Genomic DNA, 17069 nt, shown 5'->3' with positions numbered 1-17069 from the left:
AAGGCTTCAGTCCGCCAGACGGCGGCGGATGTCGGCGCGCGCGACCTCGGCCGCGGCCAGGGCGGCGACGCAGTCGGCATCCAGCCGCCCCGCCGCCACCTCGCGCTGCAGCTCGGCCAGGCAGTCGGCCTCGCTCCAACGCGGCTTGTAGGGCCGCTCGGTGGAGAGCGCGTCGTAGACATCGGCCACGGCAATGATGCGAGAGACCAGCGGAATCTCCGCCAGGCGCAGTCCCAGGGGATAGCCCGAGCCATCGCCGCGCTCATGGTGGCCGCCCACCACCTCACGCATGACCTGGGCCGCCGGGTCGCCCTGCAGGCCCAGATCGGCCACCATGTGCTCGACCAGATCGAGGCCGATCTGCACATGGCGCTTCATGTGGGCAAATTCCTCGGCGTCCAGCCGGCCCGGCTTGAGCAGGATGCGATCAGGGATGCCGACCTTGCCGATGTCGTGCAAGGGCGCGAACAGGTGCACATACTCGACCTGCTCGTCGCTGAGGCCATGGCTGGGCGCCAGCGCCTTGGCGATCAGGCGCGCGTAAGCCGCCATGCGCTCAAGGTGGCGGCCGGTCTCGACATCGCGGATGCGGGCCAGGCCGGTGGCGATGTCCACCGCACCCACCAAGGTGTTCACCGCCGCCAGGCGCAGCAGATAGAGCTGGCTGACGATGTCGGCAAAGATGTCCAGAAAGCCCGTGACCTCGGGTCCGAAGGCGTTCGCCTCCTTGGCATCGAAGAACAGAAACGCCGCCAGCTCATGGCCGCTGAAGATGGGCAGGGTGTAGCTGCTGCGGTACTGCTGCTCACGCAGCCAGGCCGTGTGGGCGCTGGAGTGGGCAAAGCTGGCCTCGATGTCCTGCACCACCCGTGTGCGGCGCTCGTTCTTCAGCTGCAGCAGCGAGGGCACCTCGGCCAGCACCGCCTCATAACGCTGCAGCGCCTCGCCATCCTCGTTGCTGCTGGCAAAGGTCTTGAGCGCATCGCTGACCGGGTCATACAGCGCCAGCGCCATGCGGCCGATGGCTGGAAAACGCGCCTGGATGATGCTGTGCAGGCTGCGCAAACGCCCGGCCAGGCCGGACTTCTCGACTTCCAGCTGGTGCAGGGCCCAGGTGGACGGTGGCAGGTTCATATCGGGCACTCCCGGGCCGTCTGCCTCCCAGGTCAGCGGCCGCCTGCGACCATCCTAGCCCGCCTTGCCCCGGGCTCAAGCCGCGGATTGGCGGGGATTTGCGGCCGAAATGGGCAGAGGCGGCGCCTTTTTGCGGAACACCAACACATTGCCCGCCATCACGCAGGCCAGGCCCAGCAGGGCCGGCAGCGTCCAGCGGTAGCCTTCGAACAGCGCCGAGACATTCAGCGCCACCACCGGGAAGAGCACCGTGCTGTAAGCCGCCCGCTCGGGGCCGAGGCGGCCGACCAGGGTCAGGTAGGCGGTGAAGCCGATCACCGAGCCCGGGATCGCCAGGTACAGCAGCGCGCTGCTGTAGCGCCAGCCCGGCTCGTAGGCAAAGGGCACACCTTGCAGCAGGCAGTAACTGAGCAGCAGCAGGGTGCCGACCAGCATGCCCCAGGCGTTCGTCTGCGCCGGCTTCAGGCCCTGGCCCTGCAGTGCGGCCGAGAGCAGATTGCCGGTCGAGAAGCACAGCGTGCCGCCCAGCGCCCAGGCGAGGCCTTGCAAGGTGCTGACGCCGGCGCCCTGGGCGCTGCGAATCTCGGGCCAGAAGAGCAGCAGCAAGCCGACCAAGCCCAGCCCGCCGCCGGCCATCACCTGGGGCGCCAGGCGCCGGCCATGGACCAGGCGCGCCAGCAGCGCATTCCAGAGCGTGGCGCTGGAGAACACCACGGCCACCAGGCCGCTGTGGATCAGGGCGCTGGCATTCAGGAAGCAGACGAAGTTGAAGCAAAACAGGCACAGGCCCTGGCCCAGCACCCACAGGCCCGCACGGCCCCGCGGCCGCTGCAGCTGGCCGCGCCAGGCCAGCCAGGCGAACAGGATCAAGGCCGCCAGGCCGAAGCGGTAGGCGATCGACAAGGGGATGGGCACCACGCCCAGCTGCCACTTCAGGGCGATCCAGGTCGTGCCCCAGATCAGCACCACCAGGGCGTACAGCATGGCATTCACAAACACAGCTCCTCGGAATCAGGGCTGCAGCATGCCGGCCCCGCCCTGCCGGAGATTGCACAATCCTGCGCTTTTTGCGCGCCGGCTGGGCCGCGGCAGCTCGGCAGCGCTGAAAATCCGGCCATGTCCACGGCCTCCGCACCGCCCAGCCCCGCCGCCAGCGCCGCCCCAGCACCCCAGGTGTTCGCGGTGCTGAGCCAGTCGCGCGCGCAGCTGGAGCGCCAGGCGGACCTGGGCGGTGCCCTGCGCCTGGCCCAGTGGCGCAACCGTGAAGATCACACCGGCTACGAGCGTCCCGGCCACCACACCCTGTCGGTTTACCTGCACGGCGGCCAGGATGTGCGCGTGGTCGGCGAGCGCAGCCCGCAGGACGCGCCGCATGGCGAGCCGGGCACGTTTTGCATCCTGCCTGCCGAGCATGAATCGCAGTGGCAGATTGCCGGCCCGCTGCGCTTTGTGCACCTGTATCTGTCCGACAGCGCCTGGGCCCAGCGCATCGTCCGCCTGCTCGACGCCGAGCCGCGCGCTTACACCCTGGCCCCGCGCATCTTCGGCCAGGACCCGGCCCTGGCCCGCTGGGGCCGAAAGGTCAGCGCGCTCGACTGGGGCGACACAGCGCAACGCCTGCAGGCCCACGAGCTCAGCGAAGCTGCGCTGGACCACCTGGTGCTGATGGCCGCCCAGCCCCATGCACGAGAACGCGCCCTGCACCTGGCCAAGGGCGGCCTGGCCCCGGCCGCACGCCGCCGCGTGCTGGACCAGATCGAGGCGCAATTGGCCGCCGGCCAGACCGAGGGCCTGAGCCTGGCCGAACTGGCGGCCGAGGCGAACCTGTCCGAGTTCCACTTCGCGCGCATGTTCCGCCACAGCCTGGGCTGCAGCGTGCACGGCTGGATCAGCCAGCGCCGCAGCGCCCGCGCCCTGGCCCTGCTGCGCGAACGCCCCAGCCTGAGCCTGGCCCAGGTCGCCGCCCACTGCGGCTACGCCAGCGCCAGCCACCTGAGCCGCAGCCTGAGGGTGGATCTGGGGGCGACGGCGGGGGAGTGGCGCAGGGCAGCCCCGGCAGCGTCTTCGGCTTGATGCCGGAAGACACGCTGGCGCACGCGGATCGTTGAAGGAACGTCGAGGCTCGATGGCCGCGGCCCCAAGAGATTCGGCGCTTCACCCAAATTCCCCTCCTGGATGTGCTCACATGAAACAACCCATCCGCAATCGGCAAGGCGGCCACTCGCCAAGCCGCCGCGCACTGGTCGTCACAAGCCTGGCCCTGCTTCCTATCGGGATGGGCATTCAGGCCCGTGCGGCCACCAGAGGCGGTGGCGAGATCCACGCCAGCGTCGACGCTTATGCCAAGGCCTGCTTCCAGGGCTCTGAAGTCCAGCACTTGTCCACCGACGAAGACTCCCCATCCTTGCATCGCGTTTTCGGCATTGCTCTCGGGCAGGAAGGCCGTGGCCGTCAGGCCTTGATCTTTGTGCTGGAACGCGACCCTGGCAGCGGGGGCCTGCGGGAACTTGCACGATCCCGGCCCTTCGACTTTTCGGACGCCAGCGGCCGAACCGACTTCGAAATCATCGAGGCCCAGTCGGAGCGCCGCTTTTCGCTGCAGATCAACGCCAGGTCGGCCTGCGGCGTCCATGTCACGATCTACCGCTTCGCGCAGCATGAGAAAGGCACTTGGGTGCTGGCCGGGATGGACACCCGCCAACCCCGCTGTGGCGAGAACGGTGATCTGGAACTGGCAGCCACGAGCTCGACCAATTTCCTGACCGGAAGACGCGTCGACCAGGCCTACCGCAACGACAGGCCGACAAGATCCAGCAGCCGCCAGCTGAGCTTCCCCTCATTCCCTTTGGCCGAGTTCGAACCATTCGATAGCCGGCACCACCCTTAAGGTGCAAGCGGCGCACCGGGACACCGAATGCTGCAGCAGCCAGCAGCGTATACAGTACCCCCCGCGCCCTTGGCATCACCCTGGCAATCATGGCTCGACTGCTCTATGAGGCACTCCAGCAAACGCTCAACCTCAGCGGCACCTCGATGGCCACTGCTCAAGCCAGCAAGCCTTGCCCCTTGCGGAGTGCGCTTGAGCGCTTTGAACAGCACGGTTCGGTCGAGCCTTCTGCACACTTTCGCCCCTCTTTTGGGGCTCGCACCGAATCATCGCCAGGGGGACGATTCCGTGGAACGCCAGGGGGTCAGGTCTTGCCTTCAGGTTTGAGGTCTGACCCTCTTGCCGACCCAGGTCGCCGCCCACTGCGGCTACGCCAGCGCCAGCCACCTGAACCGCAGCCTGAGGGCGGATCTGGAGGCGACGGCGGGGGAGTGGCGTAGGGCGGGGCGGTGACGAGCGAGCCGCTCGTGGGCTAGCTCAGGCTACTGAGGGTGCCCTCGCCGTAGCTGGTGGTGGTCGGTTGATTGATGGGGTCATAGCTATAGCAGAGGGTCAGGTCTTGCCTTCAGGTTTAAGGTCTGACCCTCTTGACCCTCCTCTTGACCCTCCTCTTGACCCTCCTGTTGACCCTCCTCTTGACCCGACCCTCTTGACCCTGGTCTTGCATCACCCCGGCATCGCGGTTCACCAGGGGCAGGCCGCGCAGGTTTTGCGTCTGGCTGTGAATGATGCCGTTACCCAGGGCATTGGGCAGGAGGGTACGTTCCAGCTTCGATGCCAGAGAAAGGGCCAGGACTTTGTGCAGAGCTTGCATGCAACCGGGCAAAGGCATGGCCACAGGAACGCTGTAGCACCTGTCCGGGTTTGCTGAGATGACGCTCGAAGCCATGTTCCTTGGCGCTCATGGCAGCGCAGATATTGCATTGGCGCCGCCATCTTTGGATGCCGGACTGGTGTGCGCGCCACTGCAGACCTCAGAAGCCAGGACAACAGATGCTGACCCCAGGGCTTTCCCTCCCCCGCACTTCAGTGCCTGAGGTTTCTCCGGCCGCCCACTCTCACCTCATAAGCCCGCCACAGCGGTGGGCAGCCTTTCAGGCATGGGTCCATGCCGAGCCTTGTTTGTAAGTTGAGCTGCACATGCATCCGAAACTGTCGCCCCGTCTTTCTCAACGTCCTCTCGTGGCCCCGCCGCGACCGGCCCGCCTGGGCCTGTCGGCGGCGCTGTCGCCGCTATCGCTGCTGTTGCTTTCCGCCTGTGGCGGCGGTGGAGGCGAGAGCCCCACGCCTGCCCCAGCGCCCGCACCGATTGCGCTGTCCCTGAGCGCCGACGAGGCCAGCCTGCCCTGGAACAAGGCGTTTGTGCTCAAGCCCCTGGCCAATGACAGTGCCAGCAAGGGCAGCCTGAGCTTGGCGGCGGTGGGCACGCCCAGCCATGGCACGGTGAAGATCGTCGGCAACGAGCTGGAGTACACGCCGGTGGCCGGTTATGTGGGCCCTGACAGCTTCAGCTACACCGCCCAGGCCGAGGACGGCGGCAAGGCCAGCATCAACGTCAACCTCAAGGTGCAGGCGGCGCTGACCTTGCAAGGCTTGGTCAGCGACGGGCCGATCGCGAATGCGCAGGTCAGCGCCAGCGTGGGCGGCAAGAGCTTCAGCGCCGCGGCCGATGGCAATGGCGCCTATCGCCTGACCGTGCTCAGTGACAGCGTCAGCGAGCCCATCCAGCTCAGCGCCAGCGGCGCCGGAGCGCAAAGCCATGTCAGGCTGAGCAGCAGCCTGGGCGACCTGGCCAGCCTGGCCAGGCTGGCGGACAAGGCCGGGGTGCTGGGTGCGAGCCAGGCCGCCGGCACCACGATCAGCCACTACAGCACGGCGCTGCAGGTCTTGATGCGCGAGGCCAACCAGAACCAGCTGCCCACCACCCTGGCCCAGATCAAGAGCCTGAGCCGCCAGGTCTCGGGCGAGCGCCTGCAGGACATGGCCCTGGCCATCAAGCTGGTGGTGGACAAGGGCGCCGCACTGCCCGCCGGCATTGTCGACACCGCCGCCCTGGTCGGCCAGGCCTCTGGCGCCGTGAGCGCTTTCCTCAACCAGCAAGCCAGCAGCAACAGCAGCGCGTATCAGGCAGCGCTGCGCGAGGTCAGCGCGGGCGAGGGCCTTGGCGCCGCCGCGCCAAGCTTTGCGCCCAGCCAGGCCTTCCGCCTGGTGCAATCGGTGCAGACGCTGAACACCTCGGGAGGCTTCGTCATCGACTTCCAGCCGGACGGCAAGGCGCGCGTACTCAACAGCCAGTTCGGTGAATCGGCCAGCTGGGTTGCCGATGCCGAGGGCGTCACGCTGACGCTGGACCAGCCCTACGGCCGCACCAGCGTCACCAGCGAGCTCGACCCCGGCACCGGCCAGCAGGTGCAAGTGCAGCTGCGCTACGAGATCACCGGCCTGCGCTTTCGCCAGCTGACCGGTGACCTCGACGGCGGCACCCAGGCGCTGAGCCTGCGCACCCGCGAGAAGGTGCTCAGCGGCCCGCAAACGGGCCAGATCCGCAAGGAACAGTGGACGGCCTCAGGCCTGGTCAAGGCCAGCGATGCCAAACAGCTGACGCCGCTGGCTGGGGGCTTCCAAGTGGGCGAGCGCATCGCTGGCGTGCAGTCCATCGACGATGGCCATGGCGCCGACATCCTCGAGTTCACCGGCGCAGACACCGCGCGCCTGCTGCGCAGCGGCACGCAGTTCAAATGGCGCCTCAGCGAGGGCCGATTCATCCTCAGCACGCCGGTGTTCGAACGCAGCTATGCCGAGCTGGCCAATGACGACAGCCTGGGCATGAAGTACCTGATCGCCGTGGACACCCAGGACGGCGCCACGCGGCGCGCCCATGAGGTGGCGGCCGTGGGCGTGGAAGGCCAGGTCTTCAGCGACAGCCCCTGGATCTACAGCCGATGGCAGCATGGCTTTGCGCCCGAAATTTCCTTCGAGATCGGCAGCCGCGGGGTGGGCAACCAGGTGCAGCGCAACCCGGACGGCAGCGAAACCCGCTTCCCGCTGAGCTGGAGCCTCACGGCGGACGGCGCCCTGCGCCTGCAGCGCGGCAGCACGGTGCGCGAATGGAAGCTGCTTCAGAACCGCCAGGGCCGCATGGTCGTGCTGGAAGGAGTGGGCAGCACCGCGCGGGTGAGCGGCTGGCGCGTCAACGTCTACACCAGCAATATGGCGCCCGCCGGCCCCGGCAGCAACTTGCTGATCGGCAGCGATGGCGAGAGCTATCCCCTGCGCGTCAACCTGACGCTCAGCAGCACCGGCCAGCTGACCGGCGGCGGCTATGACTTCCACAAGCTCAAGGGCACGATGACGCCCTGCACCTTCAGCGGCGACATCAGCTGCATCGGCGCCAGCAACAGCTTTGGCACGGCCACGCAAAGCGGCCCGCTGAACAAGAACGGCAGCAACGCCGAGGTGACGCTGAACATGGCGGCCGATTCCTACGGCTACAGCTTCAACGGCCGGGTGCAGGGCATGGTGTGGAGCGGAACCTGGACCAAGGTGGCCACGCCCAACTCCAGCCTGACCGGCTCAGGCAGCTTCAGCGTCAACCTGATCCTCGGCCCTTGACCCACTGCTCATGGGCCTCGGCCCCCCGGCGCCCTGCCCCCCTTGACGCCTGGTAGGCAGCCGCAAGACCTGACCCCCGTGCTTTCCCGCCCCCGCACTTCAGGGGCTGAGCTTTTGGCGGCTTGTGACTCTCACCTCACAAGCCTGCCAGAGCGGCGGGCAACCTTCCAGGCATGGGCCCATGCCGCAAAGCCACGCTAGATATGAAGCACCCGACCAAGCCCACACAAAGCTCGCTGAGCACAAGCTGCCCTCGACCCGCCGCGAGGCCGCTGCCGCACCGGGCTGCGGCAAGAAGGGAGCGCACAGCGGCTTGGACCGCTGGGCTGGCGGCAGCCTCGCTGCTCTGTCTGCTGTCCGCTTGCGGCGGAGGCGGAGGGAGCGGCGACAGTGCCTCGCCCACACCCGCTCCGGTCCCCTCGCCCTCGCCTGCACCCGCACCGGCACCCACGCCGGTGCCGGTCAAGACCGGCGTGTTCACGGACTCTGCCGTGCAGGGCCTGGAGGTGTGGGTCGAAGGCACCAAGGTCGGCGTCACCGATGCGCAAGGTCAGTTCAGCTACCCCGAGGGCAAGACCGTCAGCTTCAAGATCGGCGCGTTGACGCTGGGCAGCTCCAGCGCCCCCGCCGTCGTCACTCCGGCGGACCTGAGCACCGACCCGGCTGCAGTCCAGAACATACTGGTGGCCCTGCAGTCGCTGGACAGCGATCGCAACCCCGCCAACGGCATCACCATCGCGGCCGACACTGCCGCCAAGCTGGTGAGCGCCGCCGATCTGTCCAAGCCAGGCAGCAGCTTGAGCAGCAGCCTCAGCAAAGACCTGCCGGCACTCACCCTGGTTTCCAACAGCGCCGCGCTGACCCATTTCTGGAGCCAGGCCTCGAGCCTGAACGCCAACCCGCTGGTGCTGATCGCCACCGACACCCTGACCGGTTTCTGGCAGATGCCCTGCGATGGTCAGGGCCGGCTCAAGGTGTGGGACATTCAGAAGGTCAGCGCCAATCGCGTGCAGTTCGCGCGCTCCATCGTGCGTGAGCACAGCGATGCCAACTGCAGCAGCACGAGCTTTGTCGAGCGAACCGACAGCAACAACCATCCGCGAGACTTCGCCACGGTGATGGGCGCCAGCCGCGCCGCCGACGGCACGATCACGCTCCAAGGCCTGGCCCTGAACAGCGCCGACCAGCCCGGCAGCTTCAGCGCCACCCTGTCGGCCGACGGCCGCAGCGTCAAAGGCATCGACCCCGACGGCCACGCCTTCTCCCTCACACGCTTGAGCAACTTTGCCTTCCCCAGCGGCGGCGGCTCCAGCGCCCCGGCTGCCCTGCCTGCCGTGGGTACCTTGTCGGTCAACGGGGGCGAGAGCTACCCGCTGCGCGTCAGCTTCAGCCTGGATGCCCAGGGCCTCATCAGCGGCGGCACCTACGACTTTCACAAGGTCAAGGGCAGCCTGCAAACGCTCTGCACCTACGGCGCGGCCAATGCCGAGAACTGCGTGGGCGCGTCCAGCCGCATCACCCAGAGCTCACAGCACGGCATGTTCACTGCGCAGGGTGCAAGCACGCCCACCCTGCTGATGACCGGTCCGGACGCCCAGGGCTACACCTTCAGCGGCATGCTGAGCGGCCTGAGCTGGACCGGCACCTGGGCCAAGGTCGCCACCGCCACATCCAGCGGCACCGGTGCGGGCAGCTTTGCCGTGCCCGTGTTGTTCGGCGACGGCAATGTGCCCGGGCAAGCGCCCGGCTCCAGCTGGAGCGGCCCGCCGGCCGACAACCCGGCCGCCCTGCGCGTCTGGCTGGCCCTGGATGCCGCCGGCAAGATCGAGGTGAAGAGCAACAAAAGCCGCTACTCGACCCACTTTGACAAGACCAGCAACACCGTCTGCACGCCCAGCGAGGCCAACAAGCTCACGTGCAACGGCCGCAGCGATGTGTTCCTGATCGCCCAGGTCGGCGGCCCGCTCAGCGCTTCCGGCACCGCCACGCCAACCGCGCTGCAGCTGATCGATGGCAACGGTTCGGTCTGGACCGGCACCGTCACAGGCAAGACCTGGGCGGGCGTCTGGACCTCGGCGCCGGGTGTGCTGCCGGCACTGACGGCCAACTTCAGCGTCGAGCTGCAGTTCGAATAGACACGTCGACGTCTCGGCCCGGGGCAGGCCAAGGCGGGGGCCTAAAATTCGCGGCGCCTCGCCACTCCCGCTCCCTCATGTCTGCATCCTCCATCCTCGATTTCGCCGGCCGCCGCTGGCGCGTGCGCCGGCCCAAGCCTTTCGTGCTGGTGATCGAAGGCCTGGAGCCCGAGGCCGCGGATGCGGCGATCGCGCCCAGCGACTATCTGCACGAGATCCTGTTGCAGCCCGAATGGCGCGAGCCCTTTTTCCAGCTGGCCGATGCCACCGGCCTGGTCGTCTGCCTGAACCTGGACAGCCGGCACCCGAGCTACCGCGATGTGCGCGGCCGCTCCAGCAAGGGCCGGCTGAGCCAGGGCGAGTACTACCACCACGACGGCTGCTCGGGCCCGACCAAGCCGCGTTTTGTCGAGATCCGCTGCCCTTATCAGCCGCAAACCCGCTCCATCGCCACCGCCGTGGCGCCTCACCATGCCGTGGTGTCGGCCATGGTGCTGGCCTTGTCCGCAGAGCTGAAAGCGGCGCCGGCGCTTCAGGCACTGATGCAGGGCCGCGATCTCTCGCCGGCCGCCGTGCAGGCCATGAGCTATGAAGCGCTGGACCAGCTGCAAGGCCAGATCACCCGCACCGTGCGCCGCAAGCTCGATGCCGAGGGCGCGCGCGCTTACTTCCGCGAGGTCGACCGCCTGGCCGACGCCTACTTCGAACCCTGGCAGCTGGGCGAGAGCCGCATCATCGCCAATGCCAACGCCGGCGTGACCATGCAGCACCGCCGCGCCTACCAAGCGCTCCATGCTGGCGGCGTGGCCAACGGCCATCTGGTCAAACGCTGGCCCAACGAAGAGCTGCCCCTGCCGGGCCAGGCCCTGGACACGGCCCTGCTGGCGTCCTTCTGCAGCGAGGAAGACGGCAGCTGTTGGCGTGCGGAGACCGGCAAGCCCCTCGCGCCCGCGTGAGCACAGCCTCCTTGCTTGCTTCGGACCCCGGCTCCCCGCATCCGCCTTTGCGAGCGCGGCCCGTGAGCGCAGCCAGTTCAGGCTTGTGCGTATCGCAAGCGCCCGCATGACTCAAACAATTGCCTTTGCAACTTTCGGGTCAAACGTTTCACATGACCAACAGGGGCAGGGTCGACGCCTCAGTGTTTCCACTGAGTCCCACCGTCCGATAGGTGACATCCAGGGGACAAAGCCCCGTTTGTGAACGAAACCTAGCAGTAACACTAGGTTTTCATTCAAGCAGGCTGGGCACACTCGCGCGGTCTGGCAAGTACAGGCGTCCCACCACCCGGTTCAGGGGGCGATTCGACCAGTACATCGGCCGAGCAGATCCCCGACCTATTCGACGGAGGAGTTGATTCATGTTTAAACCTCATGCCCTACATGCCGCCATCGCCGCGGCTCTGTGCAGTCTTGCCGCGCCGGCGCTGGCACAACAAACGCTGGAACGCGTGGAGATCACCGGTTCCGCCATCAAGCGGATTGCCTCGGAAGGCGCGCTGCCGGTGCAGGTGATTTCTCGCAAGGAAATCGACCGCAGCGGTGTCACATCCACCGTGGATCTGTTGCAGAACCTGGCGGCCGTTCAGGGCGGCACGGTCGAGTCCGCCTCCATTGGCGGCGGCGGCGGCGGCTTGGCCACCGTCTCGCTGCACAACCTCGGTGAAGACCGCACCCTGGTGCTGCTCAACGGCCGCCGTCTGGTGGGCGAAGGCGGCGGCGCGGTGGACCTGAGCATGGTCCCGCTATCCATCATCGAACGCGTGGAAGTGCTGACCGACGGCGCTTCGGCCATCTACGGCTCGGACGCCGTGGCCGGCGTGGTGAACTTCATCACCAAGCGCAACTACAGCGACGGCAACATCACCCTGTCGGCCTCGCGCCCGCAGAAAGAAGGCGGCGCTGAACAGAATTTCTATCTCTCCAAGGGTTTTGGCGATCTGGACAAGAACGGCTTCAACATCATGGCCGGCCTGTCGGTGGACAAGCGCGAGGCCTTGGTAGCCAATCAGCGCGACTTCTCCAAGACCGGTGACATCAGGTTCCAGCACAACGGCAAGAGCTACCGCTTTTTCAATGGCTCGCCCTCGGCGATTCCGGGCAATGTGGACGTGGCCGGTGAGTCGCGCAGCGCTTACCTGGTCGAAAAGGGTGTCTGCCCGCCCATGCATGTGCAGGAAGGTCCGACCTGCTACTTCGACTACGCCTCTACCGTGGAGGCCTGGCCGGACCGCAAGCGCGCCAATGTGTTTGCCTCGGCCGCCGTCAAACTGGGTGACGCTCACACCCTGACGGTCGATCTGCTCGGTGGCAGCACCTTCACCAGCGGCAAGATCGCCGCCGCACCCGGCGCCGTGCTGGTGGACCCGGCCGGCCCCTTCGGCAACTACCTGAAGATGGTCGGTTACACCGACACCACGCCGGCCGTGGTGCGCTACCGCGCCATCGACCTGGGAAACCGTGACGCCGAGTACGACCGCAAGAACCAGGCCCTGTGGATGTCGCTGGAAGGCCAGTTGCAAGGCTGGGATTACACGGCCAACCTGGGGCTCCAAAAGACCAAGATGGAAGAAAGCAACTCCGGCTATCCGCTGGGCAAGGCTTTCGGCGCCCTGCTGCGCAGCGGCCTGTGGAACCCCTTCGTACTGCCGGGCAATCAAAGCGACGCGGCCAAGGCTGCCGCTGCCAAGATCATGCTCAGCGGGCTCTACCAAACTGAAACCAGCGAGTTGCGCAGCGCCGATGTGCGCGCCTCGCGGGAACTGTTCAAGCTGGATGGCGGCAATGCCGCCCTGGCACTGGGTGCGAGCTATCTGGTCGACAAGCTGATCAGTGAGCCGGGCGAAGTGGCCCAAGGCAAGGGTGGCCCAGACAAGAACGACTCTCGCTTCGGGGATGCCGGTGCTCTGATCCCCTACAGCGCCACCCGCAAGGCCTACGGCGTGTTCGGAGAACTGTCTGCCCCACTGACCAAGCAATTGGAGATCACCACCGCCCTGCGCTATGACAACTACCAGGAGATTGCCAGCGCCACCAACGGCAAGCTGGGCCTGCGCTACCAGCCGACCAAGGAGATCCTGGTGCGCGCCTCGGTGGGCAGCGGCTTCCGCGCGCCGACCCTGCGTCAGCGCTTCCGCCCCCTGATGACCTTTGGCGTGACCAACTCGCCCTACCGCTGCTCGGCCGATATGGCCAAGATGGCGGCCAGCCTGGGCGCCGAGTGCCGCCCCGGCAATCTGCAGTACGACGCCTACATCGCAGGTGACGAGAAGATCAAGCCGGAAGAGTCGCGCCAGGCCACCTTGGGCGTTCGCTTCGAGCCCTCGGCCAACTTCACTGCGGGTGCTGACCTGTGGTGGGTGGGTGTGGACGGCGTGTTCGGTGAAGTGGACCAGAACGAGGCCTTCGCCAATGTCTACAAGTACCCGGACCGCTGGCTGGCCCATACCGACCCGGTGACCGGCCGTAAATACCTGGCCTACAACCGCAAGACCAGCAACCTGGGCAAGCGCTTCGTGACGGGTATCGACATGGACATGAGCGGCCGTGCGCAGCTGCCCATGGGGCGCCTGACCTCGAGCTTCAAGGTCACCTACATGATCCGCGATTCGTTCCAGCTGATCCCCAACGGCCAGTACTACTCGATCATCGGCGACAACAACCCGGCCATCGGCAACCAGACCTTCCGCTGGAAGGGCAACTTCGTGAACACCTTGCAGCACGGCGCCTGGGCCCACACTTTGTCGGTGAACTTCCAGTCTGGCTACAAGGACATCAACAAGTCGGTCACCCCGCTGGACGCCAACGGCAAGCCCGCCGGTGCCAACGAAACGGTGCGCCTGGACATCCCCAACCAGTTCACCTTCGACCTGCAGACGGAGTACCAGTTCAACAAGGCCCTGAAGTTCTCGCTCGGCGTGATCAACGTCCTGGACGAGAAGCCGCCGCTGTCGCTGCGCACCAATGGCAGCCACATGCTGGGCTTTGACTACCGCTACTTCAACCCGCTGGGCCGCACGGTGCAAGCCCGCGCCAGCTGGAATTTCTGATGCACTGAAGTTGCACTTCAGGCCGACGCTGCCGGCGTCGGCCTGAGATGAGTTCGGCCAGCCAGTCCGCGATTCCATCGCCGACTGGCTGTTTTCTCTGTCCCCGCTCCCCAACGCGGCAGCGATCACCCCCAGATGCAGAGAGGCCTGATTGCCGCATTCGCGCCCGAATCGACGCCTCAGATTGAGAAATTCAGGCCCAGGCTGTACTGGCTCACGGTCGCCCTGGCTTGGCCCAAGCTGTAGCTGATGGGCTGGTCACCTTGATGGTTGAGTTCAAAGCGAGCACTCCACCGGGGGCCGAACTGATAACTGATCCCTGCACCCACAAGCAGCTGGCTCCTGCTCAGCGAGCTCTTGGACGAAGCGGCGGATGCCTCCAAGGTGTTGCGCCCATAGCCGATGCGGCCATAAAGGTGGGCGTTCTGGCTGACCGGCAAGATGCCCAGTACCGAGGCTTTCAAGGCACCGGCTCGGTAGTTCGCTCCATCCAGACTCCAGTTGCCCAGACGTTGCGCCTTCAGTTCGACGGCAAGGTACTCGTTGAATCGGTAGCCGAGGGTGGCACCAAAGCTGCTTGTGGTCTCAGATTGCTGATTCAGTTCAAGTTTGCTGGACCCAAAATCTCCGCCTAGGTAAGTTGATACTTCGGCGGCTGACACTCCCCCGCAGATCATGGCCATTGCAGCCATGGCGATTGCTTTCTTCATTCGTTTTACTTCTCGATGACAAATGCCTCCCCGTGAGGCCGCCGCATGCTAGCAGCGGGTTATTACCAATCCGTCATACCCCCAAAAGGGTGTGCGCTGAGCTCAGGCCCAGATCCGATACGGCCAGAACGCCTCTTCCTCGTCGATGCGCCGGCGCAGCTCCTCGGGGCTGAAGCCGGTGACGCGGCGGGTTTCGCGGCAGAGGTGGGCCTGGTCGGTGTAGCCGGCGTCCTGGGCCAGGGCGCTCCAGACCACCTCGCCGGCCTCCATCTCGCGGCGCACCTGGAAGAAAGTGGCCTCGGCCCGGCTGATGCCGCGCAGGGCGCGCAGGCTCTGGCCGCTCCATTGCTTGATGCGCCGCTCCATCTGGCGCAGGCTGGCGCCATGGCCGCCGGCGATGGCGCGCAGGGCCAGGTGTTGCATCCAGTCGCGGTAGCGGCCGCGCTCGGGGGCGGCGGTCCGCTCCTGCTGCAGCGCCCGCCAGCGCGGCAGGAAAAAGGCCTCCAGCAGCGCCATGCATTCCTGCTCGTCGCGCGCGGCCAGCATCTGGGTGTTGAGCTGGCGCCAGTCCTCGCCGGGCAGCAGCTGCTCGATCGCCACATAACGATCCAGCAAGGCGGACAAATCCAGGCCGGTCAGCGCATGCAAGGCCTCGGGTTGCAAGGCCACCATGAAGCTGCGGACACCGCCGTCCGAGCGGAAATGCACCGGCCGGCTGCGCGGGCCGCCGAGCAGGGCGCGGTGTTCGATAGTCAGCAGCGCGCCACCCTCCAGCACCTCCCAGCCGCCGCCCTGCAGGGTCCAGGTCAGGCCGCACAGCGGGGTGGCGGCGAAGTGACTCTCGCGCTGTGCCTCACTGAGCGTGCCGCTCGCCCGCGTGGTGTCGCGCCACAGGCAGGCCCGCAGGCAGCCGGACAGGGTCAGGCTGGGCACCAGCAGGCGGGCAACGGTGTCGGGGTGGCGATCGGCGGGCATGGCGGAAGTGTAGGCAGGTGCGGGACAAGCTCGCGCGGCCGAGAGCGCTGGGCCCAGACGGTGGCACCCTGCGGGGTCGATGGCGCTCTGCGCACAAGCCCAGGGCCATGTCGAATTCGTTCAAGACGGGGGCCTGCCGCCTGCGCATCATGCGCGCCATGGACAAGAGCAAGCAGCCCGAAACGACTTTTGCGGCCACCCAGGCCACCTCCACATCAAGCGCGGCGCGGCCGCCCGGCCCGGCCGGCATCGGTTTTCAGCAGATGCGCGCCATGCGCCGGGACTACCTCGGCACGGTGGGTGGCTGGCACCAGCGTTGGGGCGATGTGGTGCAGCAGCGCCTTATGGTCTACCGCGACTACAGCTTTCTGCACCCCGAGCATGTGCGCGAGCTGCTGGTAGCCTCGCACGAGCAGCTGATCCGCTGGCCGCGCGCGACCGAGATCTTTGCCTCGGCCCATGGCCAGAGCGTGCTGGTGGCTGAAGGAAGCGCCTGGAAGCGCCAGCGCCAGATGCTGCAGCCAGGCTTTGCGCCCAAGCGGGTGGACGCCCTGCTGCCGCTGATGGTGGCGGCCGGACAGCAGGCCCTGCAGCGCTGGCAAGGCGCCGGCCGCGAGGCCTTCGGTTTCGAAGCCGCCATGACCCAGCTGACCATGGAGGTGATTCTGCGCAGCCTGTTCTCACGCAGCGACGAGGCCCAGGGCCGCGCTGCCGCCGAGGCCGTGCATGTGCTCAGCTTGGTGGCCATGGGCGAGTTCTACTGGCCCGTCAGCAGCCCCCTGTGGGCGCCCTGGAAAGCACCCAAACGGCGTGCCCTGGCAACGCTCGATGGCTTCATCCGCCGCGAGTTGGCGCGCCGCCGCGAGGACGACACGCCGCACGACGACCTGCTGGACATGATGATCCGGGCCCGCGACCCCGAGGGCCGCGGCTTTGACGAAGGCGGCCTGCGCGACGAATGCATGACCACCTTTCTGGCCGGCCACGAAACCACGGCCGCCGCGCTCACCTGGTGGGGCTGGTGCATGGCCAGCCATCCGCAGGAGCAGCAGGCGATTGCCGAGGAGCTGGACCAGGTGCTGGCCGGGCGTGCGCCCACGGCGGCCGATCTGCCCCAATTGCCGCGCCTGAGCCGCAGCATCAAGGAGACCTTACGCCTCTACCCGCCCGGCGCCGCCCTGCTCACGCGCATTGCCAGCACGCCGGTACGCGTGGCCGGCTTCGAGATCCCGCCCGGGGCCATGATCCGCCTGACCCCGGCGCTGACACAGCGCGACCCACGCTGGTTCCAGGAGCCCGAGGCCTTCCGCCCCGAGCGCTTCGATCCCGGCAGCGGCCACGGCGAGATCCCGCGCGGCGCCTACCTGCCCTTCGGCGCCGGCCCGCGCGTCTGCCTGGGCAGCCATTTCGCCACGACCGAGATGATGGTGATCGGCGCCCTGATCCTGCAGCACCACCGCTTGGCGCCGGTGCCGGGCTTGGCGCCACCCACGCCGCGCCTGGACATCACCCTGCGGCCCAGCCAGGCCCTGCAGCTGCGGCTGGAGCGGCGCTGAATGCGAGCACCGCTG

11 protein-coding genes are annotated in these 17069 nt (G+C 67.1%); 7 read left to right on the top strand and 4 right to left on the bottom strand.

The window, feature by feature from the left end; translation table 11 throughout:
• Positions 1-6: 6 nt before the first annotated feature.
• On the bottom strand, positions 7-1134 hold the full coding sequence (locus tag C1O66_RS16745) for an HD-GYP domain-containing protein (RefSeq protein WP_102768928.1): 1128 nt from the start codon (positions 1132-1134) through the stop codon (positions 7-9).
• A 75-nt stretch (positions 1135-1209) separates the two neighbouring features.
• Positions 1210-2127, bottom strand: a complete 918-nt coding sequence (locus C1O66_RS16740; RefSeq protein ID WP_207795974.1) for a DMT family transporter — start codon at positions 2125-2127, stop codon at positions 1210-1212.
• 123 nt (positions 2128-2250) lie between these two features.
• Between C1O66_RS16740 and C1O66_RS16735 the strand changes: the two genes are divergently transcribed.
• The 6 genes from C1O66_RS16735 to C1O66_RS16705 all read left to right on the top strand — a co-directional run bounded on the left by C1O66_RS16735 (position 2251) and on the right by C1O66_RS16705 (position 13813).
• Complete coding sequence (locus tag C1O66_RS16735) at positions 2251-3207, top strand: helix-turn-helix transcriptional regulator (protein WP_102768927.1); 957 nt, start codon at positions 2251-2253, stop codon at positions 3205-3207.
• A 112-nt stretch (positions 3208-3319) separates the two neighbouring features.
• Positions 3320-4021, top strand: a complete 702-nt coding sequence (locus tag C1O66_RS16730; RefSeq protein ID WP_133155257.1) for a hypothetical protein — start codon at positions 3320-3322, stop codon at positions 4019-4021.
• Between the two features lie 1182 nt (positions 4022-5203).
• Positions 5204-7633, top strand: a complete 2430-nt coding sequence (locus C1O66_RS16720) for an Ig-like domain-containing protein (RefSeq protein WP_102768924.1) — start codon at positions 5204-5206, stop codon at positions 7631-7633.
• 473 nt (positions 7634-8106) lie between these two features.
• The gene (locus C1O66_RS16715) at positions 8107-9768 is read left to right on the top strand and encodes a hypothetical protein (protein WP_133155256.1); all 1662 of its coding nucleotides are present in this window, start codon (positions 8107-8109) and stop codon (positions 9766-9768) included.
• 77 nt (positions 9769-9845) lie between these two features.
• Positions 9846-10724, top strand: a complete 879-nt coding sequence (locus tag C1O66_RS16710) for a hypothetical protein (protein WP_102768922.1) — start codon at positions 9846-9848, stop codon at positions 10722-10724.
• A 401-nt stretch (positions 10725-11125) separates the two neighbouring features.
• Positions 11126-13813: a TonB-dependent receptor plug domain-containing protein gene (locus C1O66_RS16705; protein ID WP_102768921.1), complete on the top strand. Its 2688-nt coding sequence runs from the start codon at positions 11126-11128 to the stop codon at positions 13811-13813.
• Positions 13814-13992: 179 nt separating this feature from the next.
• On the opposite strand, the gene C1O66_RS16700 is transcribed toward C1O66_RS16705, so the two are convergent.
• Entirely contained in the window at positions 13993-14523 is a 531-nt protein-coding gene (locus C1O66_RS16700) for an outer membrane beta-barrel protein (protein ID WP_102768920.1), read from the bottom strand.
• Between the two features lie 102 nt (positions 14524-14625).
• A complete protein-coding gene (locus tag C1O66_RS16695) occupies positions 14626-15498 on the bottom strand; it encodes a helix-turn-helix domain-containing protein (protein ID WP_102768919.1) in 873 nt (290 codons plus the stop codon).
• A gap of 107 nt (positions 15499-15605) precedes the next feature.
• On the opposite strand from C1O66_RS16695, the gene C1O66_RS16690 reads away from it, so the two are divergent.
• Positions 15606-17054: a cytochrome P450 gene (locus tag C1O66_RS16690; protein ID WP_102768918.1), complete on the top strand. Its 1449-nt coding sequence runs from the start codon at positions 15606-15608 to the stop codon at positions 17052-17054.
• Positions 17055-17069: the final 15 nt, after the last annotated feature.

Origin of the sequence: Paucibacter aquatile (assembly GCF_002885975.1) — a bacterium.
GTDB classification, from domain to species: Bacteria; Pseudomonadota; Gammaproteobacteria; order Burkholderiales; family Burkholderiaceae_C; genus Paucibacter_A; species Paucibacter_A aquatilis.
The sequence above is the reverse complement of the archived record's forward strand: the minus strand, read 5'-3'. Positions and strand labels throughout refer to the sequence as shown.

Bases quoted from the DNA above. Each gene is read 5' to 3' on its own strand.
- C1O66_RS16710 (WP_102768922.1), top strand. From the start codon at position 9,846: ATGTCTGCATCCTCCATCCTCGATTTCGCCGGCCGCCGCTGGCGCGTG.
- C1O66_RS16700 (WP_102768920.1), bottom strand. From the start codon at position 14,523: ATGAAGAAAGCAATCGCCATGGCTGCAATGGCCATGATCTGCGGGGGA.
- C1O66_RS16730 (WP_133155257.1), top strand. From the start codon at position 3,320: ATGAAACAACCCATCCGCAATCGGCAAGGCGGCCACTCGCCAAGCCGC.
- C1O66_RS16695 (WP_102768919.1), bottom strand. From the start codon at position 15,498: ATGCCCGCCGATCGCCACCCCGACACCGTTGCCCGCCTGCTGGTGCCC.
- C1O66_RS16690 (WP_102768918.1), top strand. From the start codon at position 15,606: ATGTCGAATTCGTTCAAGACGGGGGCCTGCCGCCTGCGCATCATGCGC.
- C1O66_RS16735 (WP_102768927.1), top strand. From the start codon at position 2,251: ATGTCCACGGCCTCCGCACCGCCCAGCCCCGCCGCCAGCGCCGCCCCA.
- C1O66_RS16705 (WP_102768921.1), top strand. From the start codon at position 11,126: ATGTTTAAACCTCATGCCCTACATGCCGCCATCGCCGCGGCTCTGTGC.
- C1O66_RS16745 (WP_102768928.1), bottom strand. From the start codon at position 1,134: ATGAACCTGCCACCGTCCACCTGGGCCCTGCACCAGCTGGAAGTCGAG.